The following is a 22160-nucleotide window of genomic DNA, read 5'->3' on the forward strand; positions in this document are numbered from 1 at the left end:
GGGGGGGGTGGGTGGGATGAGCCCTCGTGGCGCGCGCGCCCTGGCCCGCCTGTGCGCAACCGGCCCACCCCCGTGCCTCGCCCGGGGGCGCCACTACCTGTTCGTTACCCTGGGAAAGCCCCTGCCGAGCATGGCTCGGCACTACCTTTTCAGGCGCGGGCTTCCTGCAGCAGCTTGCCGCCGGCCTTCTTCTCGCGCGCAGCGCGGATGAAGCCGATGAACAGCGGGTGGCCGCCACGCGGGGTGGACAGGAACTCCGGGTGTGCCTGGCAGGCCAGGAACCACGGGTGCTGGTCGCGCGGCAGTTCAACCACTTCCACCAGCGTGTCATCCATCGACTTGCCGGCAATCACCAGACCCGCATCTTCCAACTGGGTGCGGTAACGGTTGTTGAACTCGTAGCGGTGGCGGTGACGCTCGGACACCACGTCCTTGCCGTACAGCTCACGGGCAAGGGTGCCCGGCTTCAGGCGCTGCTCCTGCAGACCCAGGCGCATGGTGCCACCCAGATCGGACTTCTCATCACGCTTCTCGACTTCACCGGTGGCGGTACGCCATTCGGTGATCAGACCGATCACCGGGTTTGGCGACTGACGGTCGTTCTCGGTGCTATTGGCGCCTTCCAGGCCGGCTACATGGCGGGCGAAATCGACCACCGCCGCCTGCATGCCGTAGCAGATACCGAAGTACGGCACCTTCTGCTCACGGGCGTATTGCGAGGTCAGCACCTTGCCTTCGAAACCGCGATCACCGAAGCCGCCCGGCACCAGGATGCCGTCCACGCCGTCCAGCGCGGACAAGCCGGATTCTTCCAGCTCCTGCGCTTCCAGCCACTTCAGGTTGACCTTGGTGCGCTGGCGCAGACCGCCGTGCTTGAGCGCCTCACCCACCGACTTGTATGCATCCTGATGATCGACGTACTTGCCGACCACTGCGATGGTGACTTCGTCCAGCGGGTGCAGCGCGGCGTCCAGCACCGACTCCCACTCGGACAGGTCGGCCGGACCGGCCTTGTCACCCAGCTTGAGCTGGTTGACCACGATCTCGTCCAGGCCCTGCGCATGCAGGCCCATCGGTACGCGGTACAGCACCTCAACGTCCGGCACGCTGATCACGGCGCGCTCGGAGACGTTGGTGAACAGCGAAATCTTGCGGCGCTCCGAATCCGGAATCGCCTGCTCGGAACGGCACAGCAGCACGTCCGGCTGGATGCCGATCGAACGCAGTTCCTTGACCGAGTGCTGGGTCGGCTTGGTCTTCAGCTCACCGGCGGCCGCGATATACGGCACCAGGGTGAGGTGCATGAACAGCGCCTTCTCCGGGCCACGCTCGGTGCGCACCTGGCGGATCGCCTCCAGGAACGGCAGCGACTCGATGTCGCCGACGGTGCCGCCGATTTCCACCAGCGCCACGTCGAAGCCAGCAGTGGCCTCGTCGATGCAGCGGCGGATTTCGTCGGTGATATGCGGAATGACCTGCACGGTGGCGCCCAGGTAATCACCACGACGCTCCTTGCGGATCACGTTCTCGTAGATACGCCCGGTGGTCACCGAGTTCTTGCGGCTCAGGCGGTTATGAACGAAACGCTCGTAGTGGCCCAGGTCCAGGTCGGTCTCGGCACCGTCATCGGTGACATAGACCTCGCCATGCTGGAAGGGGCTCATCGTGCCTGGATCGACGTTGATGTACGGATCCAGCTTCATCATGGTGACCTTCAGGCCACGCGCCTCGAGAATCGAGGCCAGAGACGCGGCTGCAATGCCCTTGCCAAGCGAGGACACCACACCACCGGTAACAAAAATAAGGGGGGTCACGGCTCACTGCCTCCCGGAAAGCCCTAGTTTAAAGGTTGTCGCCAAAACACCCAAGCACTGGATGCGGCGGATTAAAAAAAAGACGCCCCGACCTGCGCCGGGGCGTCCTTGAAACTCGGTGAAACCGCGTCAGCGACGGCGACGGGCTTCCTCTTCCTCTTCTTCACGCGGCGCCGGCTGGTCAGCCTTGGCCTTGTCCTGGGCAGCGGCGGCAGCGCGGCGCTTGGCCTTCTGCTCGGCTTCGCTCTGCGCCTTGTCGACCGGGGCAGCCTGCGCGGCCTCGGCAGCCTTGCCCTTGTCAGCGCTTTGCGCCATTACGAAGGGAACGGCGGCAATCGCAGCGACAACAACACCCAGAGCCAGCAATTTTGACGTTTTCATCCAAAACCTCCTCGGCTTGCCCAGCCAGACACGGCGGGCCTGTTTAGGAACCGTGTACAGCATAACCCGTGGCAGCTGCCCCGGCCCTGAATGCCCTGCGTGCAAAAATCGCCGCCAGACCGCACACTCCCACGTCGATTTGCGCCCTACCGAGATCCATGAACGCCCGTTACAACGCCGCTGACATCGAAGTCCTCTCTGGCCTGGACCCGGTCAAACGCCGTCCTGGCATGTATACCGACACCGCCCGCCCGAACCATCTGGCGCAGGAAGTGATCGACAACTCGGTCGATGAGGCCCTGGCCGGCCACGCCAAGACCGTGGAAGTCACCCTGTTCAAGGATGGCAGCTGCGAGGTCAGCGATGACGGCCGCGGCATGCCGGTGGACATCCACCCGGAAGAAAAGATCCCGGGCGTCGAACTGATCCTGACCCGGCTGCACGCCGGCGGCAAGTTCAACAACCGCAACTACACCTTCTCTGGCGGCCTGCACGGCGTCGGCGTATCGGTGGTCAACGCCCTGTCGACGCTGGTGGAGATCCACATCCGCCGCGATGGCAGCGAACACCGCATCACCTTCCGTGATGGCGACCGCGCCAGCCCGCTGGAAGTGGTCGGCAGTGTCGGCAAGAAGAATACCGGCACCCGCCTGCGCTTCTGGGCCGACCCCAAGTACTTCGATACGCCCAAGTTCAATGTGCGCGCACTGCGCCACCTGCTGCGCGCCAAGGCCGTGCTGTGCCCGGGCCTGACCGTCAAGCTGACCGACGAAGCCACCGGCGAAGTCGATACCTGGTATTACGAAGACGGCCTGCGCGACTACCTGAAGGCCGAGTTGGGCGAGCGCGAGATGCTGCCCGCCGACCTGTTCGCCGGCAGCGTCAAGAAGGAAACCGAGATCGTTGACTGGGCCGTGGCCTGGCTGCCGGAAGGCGAGCTGGTGCAGGAGAGCTACGTCAACCTGATCCCGACCGCCCAGCACGGCACCCACGCCAACGGCCTGCGCACCGGCCTGACCGAGGCGCTGCGCGAGTTCTGCGACTTCCGCAACCTGCTGCCGCGCGGCGTCAAACTGGCCCCGGAAGACGTCTGGGACCGGGTTGCCTTCGTGCTGTCATTGAAGATGACAGATCCGCAGTTCAGTGGTCAGACCAAGGAGCGCCTGTCCTCGCGCCAGGCCGCCGGCTTCGTCGAAGGCGCCGTGCATGACGCCTTCAGCCTGCTACTGAACCAGAACGTGGAGCTGGGCGAGAAGATCGCGCAGATCGCCATCGAGCGCGCCAGCGCCCGCCTGAAGACCGAAAAGCTGGTCACCCGCAAGAAGGTCACCCAGGGCCCCGCGCTGCCCGGCAAGCTGGCTGACTGCATCAGCCAGGACCTGTCGCGCACCGAGCTGTTCCTGGTCGAAGGTGACTCGGCAGGCGGCAGCGCCAAGCAGGCCCGCGACAAGGACTTTCAGGCCATCCTGCCACTGCGCGGCAAGATCCTGAACACCTGGGAAGTCGCCTCCGGCAGCGTGCTGGCGTCGGAAGAAGTGCATAACCTGGCCATCGCCATCGGCTGCGACCCGGGCAAGGACGACCTGTCCGGCCTGCGCTACGGCAAGATCGTGATCCTGGCCGACGCCGACTCCGACGGCCTGCACATCGCCACCTTGCTGACCGCCCTGTTCCTGCGCCACTTCCCCTCACTGGTGGATGCCGGCCATGTGTTCGTGGCGATGCCGCCGCTGTTCCGCGTCGACGTGGGCAAGCAGGTGTTCTACGCGCTGGACGAGGAAGAGAAGCGCTCGCTGCTGGACAAGATCGAGCGCGAGAAGATCCGCGGCCAGGTCAGCGTCACCCGCTTCAAGGGCCTGGGCGAGATGAACCCATCGCAGCTGCGCGAATCCACCATCCATCCGGATACGCGCCGACTGGTGCAGCTGACTGTGGACGACAGCGAGCAGACCTCGGCATTGATGGACATGCTACTGGCCAAGAAGCGCGCCCCGGACCGCAAGGGCTGGCTGGAGAGCAAGGGCGATCTGGCCTCGCTGGAAGCCTGATCCCAAGCAATTGCGATACACAAAAGCCCGCCCTGACCGGCGGGCTTTTTGTTGCCCGCGCGCCGCTTTTTTAGGAGCGGCGTAAGCCGGGAAGCAAGCACATCGCCAGATGACAAAAGCTGCTGACCCGCCAGCAGCACCAGCTTCGCGGCTGACGCCGCCCCTACAAAAGCAGCCTGCGCCCCAACAAAAAACCCGCCATCACTGGCGGGTTTTTGTTTGCAGACTGCGACCCAGATACCTCAGTTCCAACCCACCATTTCGAACAGACGCAGGATCAGGTAAGCACAGCCACCTGCCGCCGGTATCGTCAGGATCCAGGCCCACAGAATGCGCTCGATCACACCCAGACGCAGCGACTTCGGGTTCTTGGCGAAGCCAACGCCCATGATCGCGGTGGAGATGCTGTGGGTGGTCGAGACCGGCATGCCGAAGTGCGCAGCCAAGGTCAGGATGGTGGCCGAGCTGGTCTCCGCGGCAAAGCCATGAATCGGGTGCAGCTTGACCATCTTGTGACCCAGGGTCTTGATGATCTTCCAGCCGCCCGAGGCCGTACCGGCAGCCATCACCACCGCACAGGTCAGCACGATCCACATGGCAATACCGTTGCCGGCATTGGCATCGGGATGCATGAAGGCCAACCACGACGGCAGGTCATTCAACGCACCGGTCGCCTCGGCACCAACCAGGGTCATCGCGATGATACCCATGGTCTTCTGCGCATCGTTATGGCCGTGGGCAAAGCCCATGTACGCGGCCGACACGATCTGCGCTTTGCCGAAGAAGGCGTTGACCCAACGTGGGCGTGCCAGCCGACCGAGCATGCCACCAACGCGGGCCATGCCCGCGATGATCGCCCACAACAGGCACATCACCACGATGCCGAGCAGGAAGCCGGCGATCGGCGAGGTGATCATCGGAACGAACACCTTCCACAACAGGCCTTTGTTCTGCGCCCAGTTGCCGACGTTCTGCGACCAGATCAGCGCATCCCAGTTGTTATGTGCAGCGGCTAGACCAGCACCACACAGGCCACCGATCAGTGCGTGCGAGGAGGAGGACGGCAGGCCCTTCCACCAAGTGATCAGGTTCCAGACGATACCGCCAAGCAGCGCGCACAGAATCACCTGCGGGGTCACATCGACCACATCGGTGTTGAGCAGGCCATTGGCGATGGTCAACGCGACGGCGGTGCCGGTCAGCGCGCCGATCAGGTTCATGAAAGCGGCCAACATCACCGCCCAACCGGGCGAAAGGACCTTGGTTGCCACCACGGTAGCAATTGAATTGGCGGTGTCGTGGAAGCCGTTGATGAACTCGAAGACGAGCGCGGCCAGAATCACCACCAGGACGAGGGTGAGCATAGAGCGTCCCCGTCAGCTGTTCTTGAGCACGATCTGGTAGGCCACCACGCCGGCTTCGCGGCAACGGTCGATGGCCTTTTCCAGGATCTCGAAGAATTCCTTGAGCAGGAACATCTGCAGGTTGTCCAAGCGACCGGAGTAGATGTCGCGGTACAGCTCCAGCATCAGACGGTCTGCTTCGTTCTCCAGCGAACGCAGCTTCTCGTTGAGCGCGGTCATGCGATCCAGGTTCATGTGGCGCAGGTCGTTGACCATTTCCACGACGACACCGGCGGCCTGCTCCAGCATCGCTGCGCGCGGGGCGAAGTCGATCTGGTCAAGATGCTGCACGGCCAGCGAGTAGCGGTCAGCGAACTTTTCGATCTGCTTGGGAATCTTGTACAGCGCCGAACCCAGCGCTTCGATGTCCTCGCGCTCGATCGGGGTCATGAAACTGTCAACCAGCGCCTGGCTGATCTTGTCCGAAGCGGCGCGTTCGCGCAGACGGGCGAGCTTGAATGCATCCAGCGCCGGCTGACGATCGGCCTCGCGCATCATGCTGTGCAGTGCCTTGGCACCGTCATAGGCGGCCTGCGCGGCCTCGTCGAGGTAGGTATAGAACTGCTTGCCGGAGCCAAAGATGGTCTGCAACGAAAACATGGGGAGCCTATTCGCCGTCGCGGGAGGGACGGCATCAGGGGCGAATTATGACGGCTAGATGGCATTCAGGGTATTCCCGGCGAGTTTTTTAACCCTGAAATGTGAACGGGCGGCTGCACCCCGGCCCCGGCGGTTTGCTAATATCGCCCAGCGCCCTCGCGGTGCACCCTATGGAAGACGACCCTTATCCCCCGCCACAGCGCCGGATCCCGCCCCTGAGCGCCCGCCGCAGCCGCAAGCACCCGCCCTCCCTGTCACCAACCCGGGGAGAGACCCGTGTTTGAATTTTTTATTGTTCTGGCCCTGATTCTGCTGAACGGGTTCTTTGCCATGTCCGAGATGTCGGTCATGACCTCGCGCAAGAGCCGCCTCAAGCAGCTGGCCGGCTCCAGCAAGCGCGCAGCGCGCGCCCTGGCCCTGTCCGAGAAACCCGAGAACTTCCTGTCCACGGTGCAGATCGGCATCACCCTGATCGGCATCCTGACCGGTGTTTACGGCGGCGACGCGATTGGTGGCGCCATTGCCCAGCACCTGCAAGCCTTATTCCCTGCGCTGTCAGCCAACTTCTCGCTGTTCGGTGCGGTGCAGCCATGGTCCGAGTTCCTCGGCAAGACCCTGGCGGTGGCACTTATCACCTATCTGACACTGATCTTCGGCGAACTGGTGCCCAAGCGTGTCGCCCTGACCCGCTCCGAGGACATCGCCGGCATCGTCGCCGTACCGATGAGCTGGCTGGCCCGCATCGCCGCCCCCGGCGTCTGGCTGCTGTCGCACTCCACCCGGCTGGTGCTGCGCCTGCTGGGCCTGGGCAACACCGAGTCGGCGTCGGTCAGTGAAGAAGAGATCCGCATGCTGGTCGCCGAAAGCCACGAGCAGGGTGTGATCGACAGCCACGAGCGCGACATGATGAACCGCGTCATGCGCCTGGGCGACCGTACCGCCGACAGCCTGATGACCCCGCGCAACCGCATCGCCTGGCTGGACACCAACGCCGACCCGGAAAAGAACCTGCTGGCCATGCGCGACCATTCGTTCTCGCGCTACCCGGTGTATCGCGGCAACGACCAGGACATCGCCGGCATTCTCGAGGTCAAGAGTCTGGTCACCCGCCTCAGCGGCGGCAGCCACAATCTGTTCGAGAACCTGCGCGAGACGCTGTACGTCTCCGAATCCACCCACGCGATGAAGCTGCTGGAGATCTTCCGTGAAGAGCACCAGTCAATGGCGCTGGTGGTCGACGAATACGGCGAGATCCAGGGCCTGGTGACGATCTCCGATCTGATGGGCGCTGTGGTTGGCCGACTGCAGGCCACCGAGAATACCGACGATGACGCTTTGGTTGTCACCCGCGAAGACGGCTCCTTGCTGGTTGACGGCTCGCTACCGGTGGATGACCTGCAGGAGCTTATGAACGGCGCCGAGCTGCCGGATGCCGAAGAAGGCGATTACTACACCATCGCCGGTATGTGCATGCATTACTTCGGCCGCATTCCGCACGCAGGCGAATACTTCGACTGGGCCGGCTGGCGCATCGAGATCGTCGACCTGGACGGTGCCCGCATCGACAAGCTGCTGCTGCGCAAGCTGCCGGAAGAAGACGCTGATGACACCACCGGTTGACCCGGACGGCACCTCGCCGGACGCCAGCAGGACAGAGACCGGCGGCTATCGCAACGAAGGCATCCGCACCCTGCTGGCGATGTTCGAACGCGGCGACCCGGATGAGCACCTGCCGCTGGGCAAGGTTCTACAAGGCTTGGAGCAGAGCGCCTTCGGCGTATTCCTGTTCATCGCCATCCTGCCCGCTTTCATCCCGATTCCGGGCATCGGCGGCGCGGTCAGCAGCCCCTTGGTGTTCCTGATCGGCAGCCAGCTGCTGTTCGGCATGTCGCGCCCCTGGCTACCGGGCTTCATCGCCCGCCGCGGGCCCAAGCGCAGCACCGTACACAAGTTCCTCAGCAAGATCAGCCGACCGCTGCAACGCCTGGACCGGATGTTGAAGCCACGACTGGGCGCACTGATCGTGCCGCTGCCTGCGCGCATGCTGACCGGCGTGCTGTTGTTGCTGGTCGGCCTGCTGCTGTCGCTGCCGATTCCATTCACCAACTACCTGTTCGGCTTCCAGCTGCTGCTGTTCGCACTTGCACTGATTGAACGCGATGGTGCATTGATGCTGTTCAACTGGCTTGGAGCGATTGCCGCCGGCCTGTTCTTCGGCTTCGGTTCCGGCCAGCTGATCAGCGAAAGCATCGCACTGTTCGAGCGTATGACCAGCTGACGCCCCCCCGGCAGACGGTAGTGCCGAGCCATGCTCGGCAGAGGCTTTACCAGCAAAAACAAACCCCTCCCCAACCCTCCCCTTGGCTACGCCAAAGGGAGGGAGCAAAACGGCTTACGCCGCCGCCACCCGCTGCCAGGCCTGCATCGCCAGATCGAACGATCGCAGGCGCGCCGCAGGATCATAGATATTGGCGGCCAACATCATTTCATCCGGGCGATGGCGCTCGACGAAGGCCAGCAAGCCCTCGGCCACCTGCGCCGCGTCGCCGACGACGCTGCACGCCAATGCGCGCTCGACACCGGCCTTTTCGTGCGGTGCCCAGAATGCTTCGATGTCATCAACCGGCGCCGGAATGCGCCCTGGCGTGCCGCGGCGCAGATTGACGAAGGCCTGCTGCTGGCTTGTGAACAAGCGCTTCGATTCAGCCTCCGAATCACTGGCCACCACATTCAACGCCAAAATCGCGTAAGGCGCCTGCAGGTGCTCGGAAGGACGGAAATCGCGGCGGTACAGCGCCAGCGCCTCATCCATGGAGTCCGGGGCAAAATGCGAGGCAAATGCAAACGGCAGGCCCATTGCCGCCGCCAGGCGCGCGCTGAACAGGCTCGAACCCAGCAACCAGACCGGCACCGGAATGCCGCCACCTGGCACCGCCTGCACCGACTGCCCAGGCTGTACCGGCGCGAAGTAATGCAGCAGCTCGGCGACATCTTGCGGGAATTGATCGGCACTGTCGAAGTAACGGCGCAATGCGCGCGCAGTAGGCTGATCGGTGCCGGGCGCCCGACCCAGACCCAGATCGATGCGATCCGGATACAAGGAAGCCAGCGTGCCGAACTGCTCGGCGACCTGCAGCGGCGAATGGTTGGGCAGCATCACCCCGCCCGAACCCACGCGGATACGCGAAGTGCCACCGGCCACATGCCCGATCAATACCGAAGTGGCGGCACTGGCGATGCCGGGCATGTTGTGGTGCTCGGCCAACCAATAGCGGTAATAGCCCCAGCGGTCGGCGTGCTGGGCCAGTTCCAGCATGTTGGCGAAAGCCTGCTGCGGAGTTGAGCCCTCACAAACCGGGGCCAGGTCAAGAATGGAAAGCGGGATCATGCTGCAGTCTCCATGGACGATGCCAAGGACATGGGGTTTGTCGCCGCATTCTCCATGCAGTCACCTCGATTCCCACCGAGACACTGTTTCCCACGCCCTGCCCTTACAGATTCAGGCTTGGGCCTCGTCCTGCCGGTCCACCAACGGCTGCAGCTGTGCGTCCAGCGCCACGCGCTCATCGAACACGAAGCAGCGCCCGTCATAGCCCTCGCCACCCACTTCTTCGAAATAACCGAGGATGCCGCCTTCCAGCTGCAGCACGTTGTGCATGCCGTCGTTCTGCATCCACAGCGCCGCCTTCTCACAGCGGATGCCGCCGGTGCAGAAGCTGACCACGGTGGCATCGGCCAGCGCTTCACGGTGCGGTTCCAGCGCAGCCGGCAGATCGGTGAATTTGGCGATCGGCAGGGTCAAAGCACCCTCGAAGGTGCCGTGGGCGAATTCCTGCCAGTTGCGCGTATCCAGCATCACCACGCGCTTGCCATCGTCATCGTGTCCCTGTCGCAGCCAGCGCTGCACGGTAGCCGGCGCCACGCTGGGCGCACGCGGGTAATCCAGCGGCTGGCCGTCATCGCGACGGAAGCTGATGATTTCCGACTTGAACTTGGCCTTCAGCTTGGCGAACGGCTGCATCTGGCTGTGGCTGTACTTGATCCGCATGTCGGCGAAGCGTGTGTCGGTCTTGAGCTGGCTGTAGAAGCCCTCGATACCTTCACTGCTGCCGGCGAGGAACAGATTGATGCCCTCCTCCGCGATCAGGATGGTGCCGCGCAGCTCCAGCGCCTTTGCGCGTTCATGCAAGGTGGCGGTCAAGGCTTCGGCGTCAGCCAGCGGGACGAAAAGGTAGGCAGCTGTATTAACGATCATGCGCATAGTTTAAACGACCACCCCGCAGCCGTTGTGGGGGCGGCGTAAGCCGCGAAGCTGGCGGTGCCTGAAAAGCCCAAAACCACCCCCTCCCCAACCCGCCCGGCCCGGCCCGAAGGCACAGCCTTCGGTCGTTCATGAGGCCGCGCGCCAGTGGCGCGCAAGCAGGCCTTCTTCACCCCCTTGCCTACGGCAAAGGGAGGGAGCTAAGCCTTGCCTTCGGTAGGAACACGACGCTCTGCGCCAACATCACTCCATTACCCACGCAGCAGGAAATACGGCAGCAACACCAAGGCCGACACAACCACCATGCCCAGCAACACCGCCACTACAAACAGCGGCCGGCTCCTCAACATCGAACCGAATGTCTCGGCACTACCATCCCGCAGCGCCGCCTCGCGCTCTTCACGCACCCGTTGACCGCGTTCAGCCTGATAGCTCGCCATCAAGCTTTTCGCGCGCGGCAGATCATCGTTCTCGCGAAGCCAGATGCCACCGTTCGAGATGCCCCAAGGGCTGGGCTCGGTCCGATACCAGGCAATGCCATTGCGGTCGAGCAGTTCGCCGACCTCGAAGCTTTCGTCGTCACCGACGTTACGTAGATTGAGCAGCAGTTTGGCCATGCCGCAATGATACCCGGCGGCGATGCGCTACCCTGCACGCCCCTTTCCAACGGAGCGCGCCATGCGCCGTCTGTTCATCCCGCTACTGCTGTCCCTGCTGGCCGCCGGCTGCACCCCGCCGGGCCCACCGCCGGGCGGCACCATTGCCAAGTTCGAGCAGATCGACACCGTGCCCGGCATCGGCGCTGAAGCAGTTGCAGGCAGCAAGGTCAGCGTGCATTACACCGGCTGGATCTACGACGAGCGCAAGCCTGACAAGCATGGCGAGAAGTTCGACAGCTCGCTGGATCGCGGCGAGCCGTTCAGCTTCAACCTCGGCGACAAGCAGGTCATCCGCGGCTGGGACGAAGGCGTGGCGGGCATGAAGGTCGGCGGCAAGCGCACCCTGATGATTCCGGCCGAGTACGGCTATGGCAACCGTGGTGTTGGCCCGATCCCGGCCGGCTCCTCATTGGTCTTCGATGTAGAACTGCTTGATGTCAAACCTCGCTGATAAAACCGTTGCCGTGATCGGCGGAGGCCCGGCCGGCCTGTTTGCCGCCGAGCGCCTGCGCGCGGCCGGCCTGGCGGTCAACCTGTACGAGACCACGGGCTCGCCCGGGCGCAAATTCCTGATCGCCGGCAAAGGTGGGCTCAACCTCACCCATTCCGACCCGCGCCCGCTGTTCGACAGCCGTTACCGCGAACGCCAGGCCGAAGTCGCAACCTGGCTGGACGGCTTCGATGCCGATGCCCTGCGCCGTTGGGCGAAGGGTTTTGGCGTGGAAACCTATGTCGGCAGTTCCGGCCGTGTGTTCCCGGTGGACCGAAAGGCAGCACCGCTGCTGCGCGGCTGGGTACGCCGACTGAAGGAACAAGGCGTGCGCTTCCACGTGCACCATCGCTGGCTGGGCTGGAACCCGGACGGCAGCCTGCGTATGGCAACCGCTGAAGGCGAAGTCAGCGTCAAGGCCGATGCCACCGTCTTGGCACTGGGCGGTGGCAGTTGGCCAGAGCTGGGCTCCGATGGTATCTGGATGCCGATCTTGCAGGAGCGCGGCGTTGATACCGCGCCACTACAGGCAGCCAACTGCGGCTTCGACATCGACTGGACTGCCCACTTCCGCGGCCGTCATGCCGGCGCACCGATCAAACCTGTGGTTGCGCACTGGACCGATCTGCAGGGGCAAGCACAGTCGCTGCAGGGCGAATGCGTGGTCAGCCAGTACGGCATTGAAGGCAGCCTGATCTATGCATTGGCCGCAGATCTACGCGAAACCCTCAACCGCGATGGCGCGGTGACGCTGGAGCTGGATCTGGTCCCAGGCCGCGATGAAGCACGCCTGCTCGCCGACCTCGGCCGCGCCCGCAAGGGCCGCAGCTTCGGTGAACACCTGCGTCGTGCAGCTGGTCTGGATGCGGCCAAGGCAGGACTGCTGTTCGAAGTACTGGGCAAGGATGCAGGCAACGACCTGGAGGCCGTCGCACGTACGCTTAAGCGCCTGCCGTTGCAGCTGCTGCGGCCGCGCCCGATGGCCGAAACCATCAGCACCGCTGGCGGTGTAAAGCTGGAAGCGATGGATGACGGACTGATGCTCACCGCCCTGCCAGGCGTGTTCTGCGCTGGCGAGATGCTCGACTGGGAAGCCCCAACCGGCGGTTACCTGCTGACCGCCTGCTATGCCAGCGGCAAGCGCGCCGCCGAAGGCGTGATCCGCTGGTTGTAGGCCGACCAATAGGCGGCAGAGGCTTTACCGGAAACACCGCTCCGTAGTGCCGCCCCATGGTCGGCAGGGGCCTTGCCAATATCGCAGCAACTTGCAGGAGCGGCGCAAGCCGCGAAGCTGAACATCAACCCGACCAAAAAAAGCCCGCAGTTTCATCGCTGCGGGCTTTGCGGCTCACGCCGCTCCTACGAGCTGACAATGATCAGCACATCTTGCTGGTGCGTAGCGCCGCAATGCGCGCCGGCGGGGTAAACGAATCACTGCGCGCCTCAGCCCAGTATTCGCGGAACACGGTGTGCTCCGGCACCTTTTTCAGCAGCTCGCCCGGCGCCAGATAGCGGTACAGGCTGGCCAGCGAGCGGATCTCCACCGGCGATACACGGCGCAGGATGTGCTCCGGGCCCAGCTCGGACGTATCGTGCAGTCCAGCCGCACCAAGCAGGTCACGCAGCGCGCGCATGGTGTTCTGGTGGTAATTGAACACCCGCTGGCCCTTGTCTACCGGCTCCAGATGACGCCAACGGCTTGGGTCCTGGGTGGCGATGCCGGTCGGGCACTTGTCGTTATGGCAACTCAAGGACTGGATGCAGCCCAACGCGAACATGTAACCGCGCCCGGCGTTGCACCAATCAGCGCCCAAGGCGATGGTGCGGGCAATATCGAAGGCCGTGGTCACCTTGCCGGCCGCACCCAATCGAATGCGATCACGCAGGCCAAGCCCCACCAAGGTGTTGTGCACCAGGATCAGCGCTTCGTTCATCGGCACACCAACGTGATCGATGAATTCGGCCGGTGCCGCACCAGTACCGCCTTCGGCACCATCGACCACGATGTAGTCGGGTAGCATCCCCGTTTCCAGCATCGCCTTGGCGATACCGAACCATTCCCACGGGTGACCGACTGCCAACTTGAAACCAACCGGCTTGCCGCCGGAAAGTTCGCGCAGGCGCGCAACAAACTGCAGTAACTCAATCGGCGTGGAGAACGCCGAATGCTTGGATGGCGATACGCAATCCACGCCCATCGGTACGCCGCGCGTCGCGGAAATTTCGGCACTGACCTTGGCCGCCGGCAACACACCGCCGTGGCCAGGCTTGGCACCCTGCGACAACTTGATCTCGATCATCTTGACCTGATCGGAGCCCGCGTTCTCGACAAAGCGCTCTTCGCTGAAGCGGCCGTTCTCATCGCGGCACCCGAAGTAGCCCGAGCCGATCTCCCAGACCAGATCACCACCGTTTTCACGGTGATACGGCGAGATGGAGCCTTCACCGGTGTCGTGGCAGAAGCCGCCCAGTTTGGCGCCCTTGTTCAACGCGCGGATCGCATTGGCCGACAAGGAACCAAAGCTCATCGCCGAGATGTTGAACACACTGGCCGAGTATGGCTTGGCGCACTCAGGCCCGATCACCACACGGAAATCGTGGTGCGCGATGCTGGTGGGCGCCAGCGAATGGTTGATCCATTCGTAGTCCACCGCATAGGCGCTGCGCAGCGTACCGAACGGCACCACATCCATCTCATTGCGCGAGCGCTGATAGATCAGCTGGCGTTGCTGCCGCGAGAACGGAACGTCTTCCAGATCGCTCTGCACGAAATACTGACGGATTTCCGGGCCGATGGATTCGAAGCCGTAGCGGAAATGCGCCAGCACCGGATAGTTGCGGCGCAGAACACTGCGCCGCTGCAACACATCCCAGGTGCCGAGCACCGCCATCAGGCCGAACAGGCCAACGCCCCAGTACCAAGCAGGCCAGTGGGTAGCCAGCGCCAGTGATACTGGCAGCAGGATCAGTGCCAGCACATAAACCAGATAACGATGCATTACCGTCCTCAACCTACACGGATGGCGGATTCTACAACCGGTCGTCCACTACTTGCCTCGGCCAGGCCGATTTCACATCGTAGACCACCATGTCCGGCACACCCAAGGCACGGATCTGCGTCGCATCAAAGGCACGGGACTGCTGATGGGCCACCACGCAAAAAGCCAATGTGCAGACACTCCGGCGCCCGCCGCCCGAGTCCTGGGCGGCCCAATGCCGCTGATCAACGCCGCCCTCTTTGCCGATGGTCCCACTTCTTCAGCCCAGCTTCGGGGGTCTCCGTCCGCAATCGGGCCTCATGCCGACGCGCCCATTCCACGCACCCTGCCCTGCCCTGCCCTGCCCTGCCCGTCTGGTAGCTCCAGCAATTGCGCGGCAAGTGCAGTACCCCTACCAGGCGAAGGCATGTGGTAAGCAAGGTTCACGACCCGCCGAGTCGCATGGTCAGCCAGGACACGGCAATTTCGTTGACGTGAGTCGCTTTCAGCCGGCCTTCGACGTCGGCGACCTTAGTCCATTTGGAGTTTTCTGGAAGCATGGTCCAGCTTGCAGTCGCGCTGTCGCACACACTGGGACAGGCGACGCACTGCCCCACCCCAAACTCACGATCGAACGTCTTGCAGTCGGCTTCGATCTGAGCTGGATAGCACACCCTTCCCCCCGGTTGACCCGAGCATAACGCCCCTGAGACATAGGATTGGCGCATGGACAAGATGACCCGCGAAGAGCTGGACCACTGGGTTCAGGATATGGCCACTCGCCTAAAGCCCGAGGCAGAGACCGTCCATGCAGACGTTCTGGCGGACATGGTCGCCGGCGAAGTCGAGGTGATCGAGGACCGGATCTCTGTGGTTGATTGGTACCACTAGAAAGCCGCACCACGAACATCCATTGACCGGACAGACTGGATTGGACGCTGAGACATTTCTAGAGCGTATATCCAAAGTCGCCGTGCAACTTGCTGGCAGCGATCATCAGTGAGATAGCAGCCGCCTCGTCGAACGGCGCCGCATTCTCCGCTTTCTCTCTTGCCTTGGGATTGATCACCTCATTGGCGCGAATAAATTCAGTGCCAATGAATGACGAAAGTGGGTCAACACCAGAACCACCTACAGTCAAATCTTCGAGCTTTACAACAATGGACTGGCCTGCCCGACGTTGTAGAGCCTGGCTGATAAGAGCATTCCACTCGTAATAGTGGGTCACAGCCGAAATCAGGCGATCCTGCGATTCGGGCCGGATCGAGCTATTCCGATACACCGCCTGATTCAGGTGCTTATCGACCCGCGCAGCAGAAAAGAAGTTGATGTCATGGAACGATTTAATAACCGCCAGAGGATTTCTGGTCAGATGGATGACCTTGACACCTGGGCCGAACCAGCCTGAATCAAGAAACGGCGCGGCAGCCCATGAGGCCTCCGCAGACAAGCTGGAAGCGACATACCGTGTCCTGACCGAATCTTCGTTCCAATGATTGAATATCGCCTCATGCCCGCAATCAAAGCCGGACTGTTCAAGGCTGTTTGCGAGAAACCCAGTGCCACAACGACCAGTGCCGACCACCAGAATTTTCAATCCACTCACGTCGTGTCAACCCCAACCCCAGGAACAAGAGGCTGGGAGTTTAGACTGGACGTTCAACTGCCACTAGATTGGATCGGCCGCTAGCCTGCAGGCAGCGTTGCAACGGCGCTTACCAAGCTCCGCCAGCGCGTTCTACCAGGGATTTTTCAAAGGCAAGCAGCGACAAAACGCTGCTCGACCGCGCGTGAATGGGGTATGGCATCGCGCGGGTGGTCCTGGCTGGAAGGCCCTGCTGAAATCAAACTGTTGCCCGAGAACGCACACGAAGCGCTCCCCCCGCCAGACTTCAACTGCGATGACTCGGCGCAGTACGCACCTTGCGCAAGAATACTTGGCTGATGCGATGGCGAAACTCGCATGAGCTGCACAAAACCACACAGCCCGCGTTCTAGTAGGTCCAGCACAAATTGCCGAAACCCTTGTGTTGCAATGGTGCCCGGAGCCGGAATCGAACCGGCATGGCCTCGCGGCCGGCGGATTTTAAGTCCGATGCGTCTACCAGTTTCGCCATCCGGGCATCGCAATAGCGTGCCTGATTGCGCGCCAATTGTGAATCACGAAGATTTGCTGCGGCGCTGAACCCGCCACCAACATGGTCTCAGCCGATCGCCCGCGAGTAGCGCGCCGGCTGCTGCGCGGCCTTCAGATAGCGATCAAAACACATCGCGATCAGGCGCAGCAAAGGCCGGCCTTGCTCGGTGGCTGCGACCATGCCATCGCTGTAACTGGCCAAGCCGTCATCCTGTAGATGGCGCAGTGCAATCAGCTCCTCGGCGAAGTAAATGTCGAAGTCCACGCCATGCCGCCGCGCCAACGCATGCCCATCCACGCAGCCATGGCACATCAATTGCTGGATCATTTCCGCGCGCAGCATGTCGTCGCCATCCAGCTCCAGCCCACGCCATACCGGCACGCCACCCTCAGCAATCTTTGCCTCCCAATCCTTGAGATCGCGCGGATTCTGGCTGTAACTGCTATCGATATGACTGATCGCACTCACTCCCAGCCCCAACAGGTCGCTGTCGGCATGGGTGGTATAGCCCATGAAATTGCGATGCAAGCTGCCTGCACGCTGCGCGCGCGACAGGTCTTCTTCCGGCAACGCAAAATGATCCATGCCGATGTACTGGTAGCCAGCCGCCGACAACCGTTCGACGGCCAGCCCCAACAGCGCCAGCTTCTGCTCCGGGTCCGGCAGATCGCGGTCCTGGATCTGGCGCTGCGCCTTGAACATATGCGGCAGGTGCGCGTAGCCGTAGATCGCCAGACGATCCGGACGCGCCTGGATCACCGTATCCAGCGTGCGGCCAAAGCCAGCAAGTGTCTGCAGCGGCAGGCCATAGATCAGATCCACATTGACCGAACGCATACCGTAGTCGCGACAGGCCTGGATGATGGCCATCGTCTCATCCACTTCCTGGACGCGATTGATCGCCTGCTGCACCTGCGGGTCGAAGTCCTGGATGCCGAGGCTGGCACGATTGAAACCCAGCTCCGCCAGCACACCGATGTCGTCGACACTGACCGAGCGCGGGTCCAGTTCGATCGAGAAATCGCGTGCACTGCTCTGGCTGAAATTGAACAGTTTCTCGAGTCCAGCAATCAATCGACGCAACTGATCGGGAGCCAGGAAGTTGGGCGTGCCTCCGCCCAGATGCAGTTGCACCACTTCGCGTTCGCGCGCGAACAACGGCGCCAACCAATCTGCCTCCACCAGCAACTGGTCAACATAATGCTCGCCCTTGCTACGGTCGCGGCTGATCACGCGGTTGCAGCCACAGTAGAAACATGGGCTGCTGCAATAGGGCACATGCACATACAGCGACATCGGCCGCCCGGCCGCGTTGCTACGCGCTACCGCCGCGCAGAACTGCGCCTGGCCGTAGCCATCATGGAAATGCGGCGCAGTTGGATAGGACGTGTAGCGCGGCCCCGGTCGGTCATGCCGGCGCAGCAGATCCGCATCGAAGGTCCAGCCCAGGGCGTTTGAGGTTGGCAGTGGCATGTTCATGCTGCCAGCTTGCCCCTGCCTAAGCGCCCTCGCCTTGAGTTAGATCAATTTGCCCATTCATGAACGGGCCCCGCCAACCTTCTGTTCAGAGTATCGGGAACGAAGGGGCGTGGTAGCGCCGCCAGATCGAGCCAGCGACCCGCCCCGCCGCCTCATCGGCCAGGGACTGCATCGCCGGGTTTCCCAGCTCCGCCGTGGTCTGGGCGAACAACGCCAGCCAGCGCTCGAACATCGGCCATTCCAGCCCGGGGATGGCCAGATGCTTGGGCATGGGCGCACCACTGAACCGTGAGGTTCCGCGCAGCAGGGCCGACCAGAAATCAATCAGCTGCAGCAGATGCGCCTCCCAATCGTGTACCCGCGCCTCGAATATCGGCCCGAGCACCGCATCCTCGCGCACCTGCGCGTAGAAGCGCCGCACCAGCAGCTCAACCTCTTCCTCAGTGCATACATCCGGTCCAGCCCGCACAACACACCTCCTGTTATCTGACCCAAATCAACCATACCCGGCCACATCCTGCTCTTGATCAGGATCAACGACGCGCGTGCGCGAAGCCCCTAGCCTTGCACACCGGGTCACCAGCTGGCGCTGAACCGCAGCGCTGCCAACCCGATTCTATTCCTTCGCCAAGAGGCCCCTCAGGAATCCACAATGACCGCTTCTGCCGACTCCAGCATCCTCCGCCCGCTGCCAATGATCCAACGCCTGGGCGCGGTGGTGTGGCCCAGCTTTTTTACCGCGGCGGTGATGTCAGCGGTGTTTTTTGCATTCATCGACCCGCTGGAACTGCAGCAGATCAGCTTCCCGCAGCACGTAATCAGCCGTGAAGTGGGCTACTCGCTTGGCTTCTTCATGTTCTGGGCTGGCACCTTGTGCGCGTGCGCAGTGACAGCGCTGCTACTGCGCCCCGCGCGCGAGCAGGAGGAAGTCTTCGAATGAATCCTGTGCGCAGCATCGGCGAAGCCAGCGCCGGCAACGCGCGCAGACGCGACAGGTTCCGCCAGCTCACCAGCCTGACGATGCTGGCGGCATTCTATGGCCTGCCCTGGCTGCACTGGGGCGGCAAGCCTTGGTTGCTGCTCGACATCGATGCACGTCAGTTCCAGGTCACCGGCATCTCGATGCAACCGGAGCAGTCAATACCGCTGCTCTGGCTCGCCCTGGCCGCATTGGCCTTGCTTTGCCTAGCCACCAGCCTCTACGGGCGCCTGTGGTGCACCTATGCCTGCCCGCAGACGGTGCTGACCCGCCTGTTCCGCAGATTGACCTGCCTGACCGATTTCAAAGGCAGGGCGAAGCCACTGGGAACACCGCTGCGGCACGCGTTGTGGGCGGCAATCTCGCTATGGACTGGCATCAGCCTTGCGGGCTACTTCACGCCTATCGCAGAGCTGGCGCACGGCGCACTCACACTCACGCTCAGCGGCTGGGAATTCTTCTGGATCAGTTTCTACGGTCTGGCCACCTGGGCAAACGTGGTGTATCTGCACGAGCAAGTCTGCAGCTATCTCTGCCCTTACAGCCGCGTGCAACCGCTGATTGCCGATGCACGTACGCCCTGCATCCAATACAACGCGCCGCGCGGTGAGCCGCGTGGCGAGCGCGGCCAGGACAACGCCAGCGTGCTGCACCGATCACGCGGGCTGCTCGATGCAACCACCGCGGCCGACTATGTATTCCGCGCCGCGCATCCGGCCATTGCCGGCGCCATGCCCAAATTCAGCGCGGTCCATCTGGGTGACTGCACCGACTGCGGCGCCTGCGTTGCGGCCTGCCCGATTGGGCTGGATATCCGCAATGGCCGCTCCAGCAGCTGCATCGAATGTGGCAACTGCATGGATGCCTGTGATGATGCAATGGCCAGCAAGCACTACCCACTGGACCTGATCCATCGCGCTCGCCCCGCTTGCGAAGACGGCGCGAGCACATCTGGATTACGGATCAAACCGCTGGCATTTACCGGCCTGATGTTGTTGTGCATCGGCTTGGCGGCATTCACGGCCGCGAGCATCTAGCAAGACACGCCCCGTAGGAGCGGCGTATGCAGCGAAGCTGACCTCGCTTGACTCTTTGCATCCGTTCCAGCTGATGCTCAGCCTGCTTCGCGGCTCACACCGCTCCTACAAAAACCTTGTGCCGAAGGCGATGTCGTTACACTCGCCGTGCATGCATACCTTTGAAGATCTGAAAAGCGGCGCACTCACCGGCGCCCAATCTGTTCGGCTGGTCAACCTGGGCCTGACCGAGTTCCCACAGGCGCTGTTCGCCCTGGCCGAGACACTGGAAGTGCTGGATCTCTCCGGCAACCAGCTCTCCTCCTTGCCCAATGACTTGCATCGACTGCGCAGACTGCGCGTCCTGTTCTGCTCCAACAACCCGTTTACACAGTTGCCGGTTGCACTTGGCGACTGCGAGCAGCTCGAGATGGTCGGCTTCAAGGCCTGCGCGATTGCACAGGTATCCGAGCGCAGCCTGCCAGCAGCGCTGCGCTGGTTGATCCTCACCGACAACCAGCTTCGTGAGTTGCCAGCGGCACTTGGCCAGCGGCCACGACTGCAGAAGCTGATGCTTTCCTGCAACCAGCTCACCGCGCTGCCCGACCTGAGCAAGTGCGAAACACTGGAGCTGCTGCGGATTGCCAGCAACCATTTCGATGAAGTTCCAGCAACCTTGCCTGCATTGCCAAATCTGGCCTGGCCGGCATTGGCTGGCAATCCGCTGACGGCGGATGCCGAACACGCTGCGCTGGCCGATGCGCATCACCACGCCATCCGCTACGACGATCTGGAGATCGGCGAGCTGCTAGGCGAAGGGGCGAGTGGACACATCCATCGCGCAACACTCAAGCACAGCAATGAAACGATTGCCGTCAAAGTTTTCAAGGCGGCATTTACAAGCGATGGCACGCCGCAGTCAGAGCTGGCTGCCGGGCTGGTCGCTGCCGGGCACCCGAACCTGCTTACGCCACTAGCGGTAGTTCAAGGGCACCCACAAGGCCGCTTGGCAGTGGCGATGCCCTTGCTTTCCCCGGCATACGTCAACCTGGCCGGCCCACCCAGCCTTGCCAGCTGCACGCGTGATGTCTATGCAGCGGATGCGCACTTTACGCCCGCCATCGCCGAACGCCTGCTGGGCTGCGTCCGCGCGGCGCTCACCCACCTCCATGCACAGGGTGTGCTGCATGGCGACCTGTATGCCCACAATATTCTGTGGAACCCCGCAACCGGCGACGCCGTACTGAGCGACTTCGGTGCAGCGATGTTGACTGGCGCGTTGCCACCTGCACAACGCAAGCAGCTGCAAGCAATCGAGTGGCGCGCATTTGCCCACCTTGAAAATGAAATCGCCGCGCGTATCGGCAACTGACGGCAGACCTTGCCTGCTACTTGTTACGCGTCCGCGCCGAGTGTCAATCACGCCTTTTGCCCCCCCCTGAAACAGGGGTTCCGCGGATCAATGAGAAATCATGGAAAACAAAAAAGCCCTGATTTTTCAGGGCTTTAGTGCTTGTTACTTGGAGGCCTGGGTCGGAATCGAACCGGCGTACGCGGATTTGCAATCCGCTGCATAACCACTCTGCTACCAGGCCAAACAACTGCACCGCCGAAGCGCTACACCGCCTCGACATGAAAAGACCCCGCTGCGGGGGCCCTTTCCGATTTGGAGCGGGAAACGAGACTCGAACTCGCGACCTCAACCTTGGCAAGGTTGCGCTCTACCAACTGAGCTATTCCCGCGGTGTGGGGCGAATGATACAGACTTCGGCAGGGGCACGCCAGCGCTTTTTAACAATTCCTTTCACATGGGTTGTTTGGCTATCTGCATCGGATCTGCAATCCCTGTAGCGGGCCGCCAAAAAAAGCGCGGGGCGTTATGTGGATGCCCCAAACCCCCAACTGAGCGGCCCC

20 protein-coding genes and 3 tRNA genes are annotated in these 22160 nt (G+C 62.5%); 9 read left to right on the plus strand and 14 right to left on the minus strand.

The genetic code is table 11. From position 1 onward, the window contains the following. Nucleotides 1–149 precede the first annotated feature (149 nt). Together ACVOK8_RS16225 and ACVOK8_RS16230 are read right to left on the minus strand one after the other, a co-directional pair. The gene (locus ACVOK8_RS16225) at nt 150–1814 is read right to left on the minus strand and encodes a CTP synthase (RefSeq protein ID WP_481567726.1); all 1665 of its coding nucleotides are present in this window, start codon (nt 1812–1814) and stop codon (nt 150–152) included. Nucleotides 1815–1943: 129 nt separating this feature from the next. Next, a complete protein-coding gene (locus ACVOK8_RS16230) occupies nt 1944–2195 on the minus strand; it encodes a hypothetical protein (RefSeq protein ID WP_481567727.1) in 252 nt (83 codons plus the stop codon). A gap of 158 nt (nt 2196–2353) precedes the next feature. On the opposite strand from ACVOK8_RS16230, the gene parE reads away from it, so the two are divergent. After that, a complete protein-coding gene (gene parE / locus ACVOK8_RS16235; RefSeq protein ID WP_481567728.1) occupies nt 2354–4243 on the plus strand; it encodes a DNA topoisomerase IV subunit B in 1890 nt (629 codons plus the stop codon). Nucleotides 4244–4485: 242 nt separating this feature from the next. Here parE and ACVOK8_RS16240 read toward each other — a convergent pair whose 3' ends face one another. Continuing rightward, nucleotides 4486–5607, minus strand: coding sequence for an inorganic phosphate transporter (locus tag ACVOK8_RS16240; protein WP_481517041.1), 1122 nt, complete (start codon nt 5605–5607; stop codon nt 4486–4488). Nucleotides 5608–5619: 12 nt separating this feature from the next. Further along, a complete protein-coding gene (locus ACVOK8_RS16245; protein ID WP_057628278.1) occupies nt 5620–6246 on the minus strand; it encodes a DUF47 domain-containing protein in 627 nt (208 codons plus the stop codon). Between the two features lie 276 nt (nt 6247–6522). Between ACVOK8_RS16245 and ACVOK8_RS16250 the strand changes: the two genes are divergently transcribed. Together ACVOK8_RS16250 and ACVOK8_RS16255 are read left to right on the plus strand one after the other, a co-directional pair. After that, on the plus strand, nt 6523–7866 hold the full coding sequence (locus ACVOK8_RS16250; protein WP_481567729.1) for a hemolysin family protein: 1344 nt from the start codon (nt 6523–6525) through the stop codon (nt 7864–7866). Beyond that, nucleotides 7850–8524 carry an exopolysaccharide biosynthesis protein gene (locus ACVOK8_RS16255; protein WP_481567730.1) on the plus strand — a complete coding sequence of 225 codons (675 nt, stop codon included), beginning with the start codon at nt 7850–7852 and terminating at the stop codon, nt 8522–8524. The genes ACVOK8_RS16250 and ACVOK8_RS16255 overlap by 17 nt, the downstream gene beginning before the upstream one ends. Before the next feature lie 114 nt (nt 8525–8638). Here ACVOK8_RS16255 and ACVOK8_RS16260 read toward each other — a convergent pair whose 3' ends face one another. The 3 genes from ACVOK8_RS16260 to ACVOK8_RS16270 all read right to left on the minus strand — a co-directional run bounded on the left by ACVOK8_RS16260 (nt 8639) and on the right by ACVOK8_RS16270 (nt 11124). Then, entirely contained in the window at nt 8639–9634 is a 996-nt protein-coding gene (locus tag ACVOK8_RS16260; RefSeq protein ID WP_481567731.1) for an LLM class flavin-dependent oxidoreductase, read from the minus strand. Between the two features lie 111 nt (nt 9635–9745). Next, a complete protein-coding gene (locus ACVOK8_RS16265) occupies nt 9746–10501 on the minus strand; it encodes a sulfurtransferase (RefSeq protein WP_481567732.1) in 756 nt (251 codons plus the stop codon). A 257-nt stretch (nt 10502–10758) separates the two neighbouring features. Then, on the minus strand, nt 10759–11124 hold the full coding sequence (locus tag ACVOK8_RS16270) for a DUF6164 family protein (protein ID WP_481567733.1): 366 nt from the start codon (nt 11122–11124) through the stop codon (nt 10759–10761). Between the two features lie 61 nt (nt 11125–11185). Between ACVOK8_RS16270 and ACVOK8_RS16275 the strand changes: the two genes are divergently transcribed. Both ACVOK8_RS16275 and ACVOK8_RS16280 read left to right on the plus strand, forming a co-directional pair. Continuing rightward, a complete protein-coding gene (locus ACVOK8_RS16275; RefSeq protein WP_481567734.1) occupies nt 11186–11617 on the plus strand; it encodes an FKBP-type peptidyl-prolyl cis-trans isomerase in 432 nt (143 codons plus the stop codon). Further along, nucleotides 11601–12830, plus strand: a complete 1230-nt coding sequence (locus ACVOK8_RS16280) for a TIGR03862 family flavoprotein (RefSeq protein WP_481567735.1) — start codon at nt 11601–11603, stop codon at nt 12828–12830. The genes ACVOK8_RS16275 and ACVOK8_RS16280 overlap by 17 nt, the downstream gene beginning before the upstream one ends. Before the next feature lie 202 nt (nt 12831–13032). Here the strand turns inward: ACVOK8_RS16280 and ACVOK8_RS16285 are convergent, their stop codons facing one another. Next, on the minus strand, nt 13033–14655 hold the full coding sequence (locus ACVOK8_RS16285) for an FMN-binding glutamate synthase family protein (RefSeq protein ID WP_481567736.1): 1623 nt from the start codon (nt 14653–14655) through the stop codon (nt 13033–13035). A 705-nt stretch (nt 14656–15360) separates the two neighbouring features. On the opposite strand from ACVOK8_RS16285, the gene ACVOK8_RS16290 reads away from it, so the two are divergent. Beyond that, nucleotides 15361–15525 carry a hypothetical protein gene (locus tag ACVOK8_RS16290; RefSeq protein WP_481567737.1) on the plus strand — a complete coding sequence of 55 codons (165 nt, stop codon included), beginning with the start codon at nt 15361–15363 and terminating at the stop codon, nt 15523–15525. A 58-nt stretch (nt 15526–15583) separates the two neighbouring features. Here the strand turns inward: ACVOK8_RS16290 and ACVOK8_RS16295 are convergent, their stop codons facing one another. From ACVOK8_RS16295 to ACVOK8_RS16310, 4 genes are all read right to left on the minus strand, one after another. After that, nucleotides 15584–16240: a hypothetical protein gene (locus ACVOK8_RS16295; protein WP_481567738.1), complete on the minus strand. Its 657-nt coding sequence runs from the start codon at nt 16238–16240 to the stop codon at nt 15584–15586. Between the two features lie 430 nt (nt 16241–16670). Beyond that, a tRNA-Leu gene (locus tag ACVOK8_RS16300) sits at nt 16671–16757 on the minus strand. 81 nt (nt 16758–16838) lie between these two features. Then, entirely contained in the window at nt 16839–18245 is a 1407-nt protein-coding gene (gene hemN, locus ACVOK8_RS16305; protein WP_481567739.1) for an oxygen-independent coproporphyrinogen III oxidase, read from the minus strand. 91 nt (nt 18246–18336) lie between these two features. Further along, nucleotides 18337–18720: a group III truncated hemoglobin gene (locus tag ACVOK8_RS16310; RefSeq protein WP_481567740.1), complete on the minus strand. Its 384-nt coding sequence runs from the start codon at nt 18718–18720 to the stop codon at nt 18337–18339. A gap of 183 nt (nt 18721–18903) precedes the next feature. Between ACVOK8_RS16310 and ACVOK8_RS16315 the strand changes: the two genes are divergently transcribed. From ACVOK8_RS16315 to ACVOK8_RS16325, 3 genes are all read left to right on the plus strand, one after another. Continuing rightward, on the plus strand, nt 18904–19191 hold the full coding sequence (locus tag ACVOK8_RS16315; protein WP_481567741.1) for a hypothetical protein: 288 nt from the start codon (nt 18904–18906) through the stop codon (nt 19189–19191). Next, complete coding sequence (locus ACVOK8_RS16320; protein WP_481567742.1) at nt 19188–20267, plus strand: 4Fe-4S dicluster domain-containing protein; 1080 nt, start codon at nt 19188–19190, stop codon at nt 20265–20267. Before ACVOK8_RS16315 ends, ACVOK8_RS16320 begins: the two co-directional genes overlap by 4 nt. Before the next feature lie 151 nt (nt 20268–20418). Then, complete coding sequence (locus ACVOK8_RS16325; RefSeq protein WP_481567743.1) at nt 20419–21618, plus strand: leucine-rich repeat domain-containing protein; 1200 nt, start codon at nt 20419–20421, stop codon at nt 21616–21618. A gap of 149 nt (nt 21619–21767) precedes the next feature. Here ACVOK8_RS16325 and ACVOK8_RS16330 read toward each other — a convergent pair. Then, nucleotides 21768–21841, minus strand: a tRNA-Cys gene (locus ACVOK8_RS16330). Nucleotides 21842–21913: 72 nt separating this feature from the next. Beyond that, nucleotides 21914–21989 (minus strand) — tRNA-Gly (locus tag ACVOK8_RS16335). Nucleotides 21990–22160: the final 171 nt, after the last annotated feature.

This window comes from Stenotrophomonas sp. STEN083 (assembly GCF_056759195.1).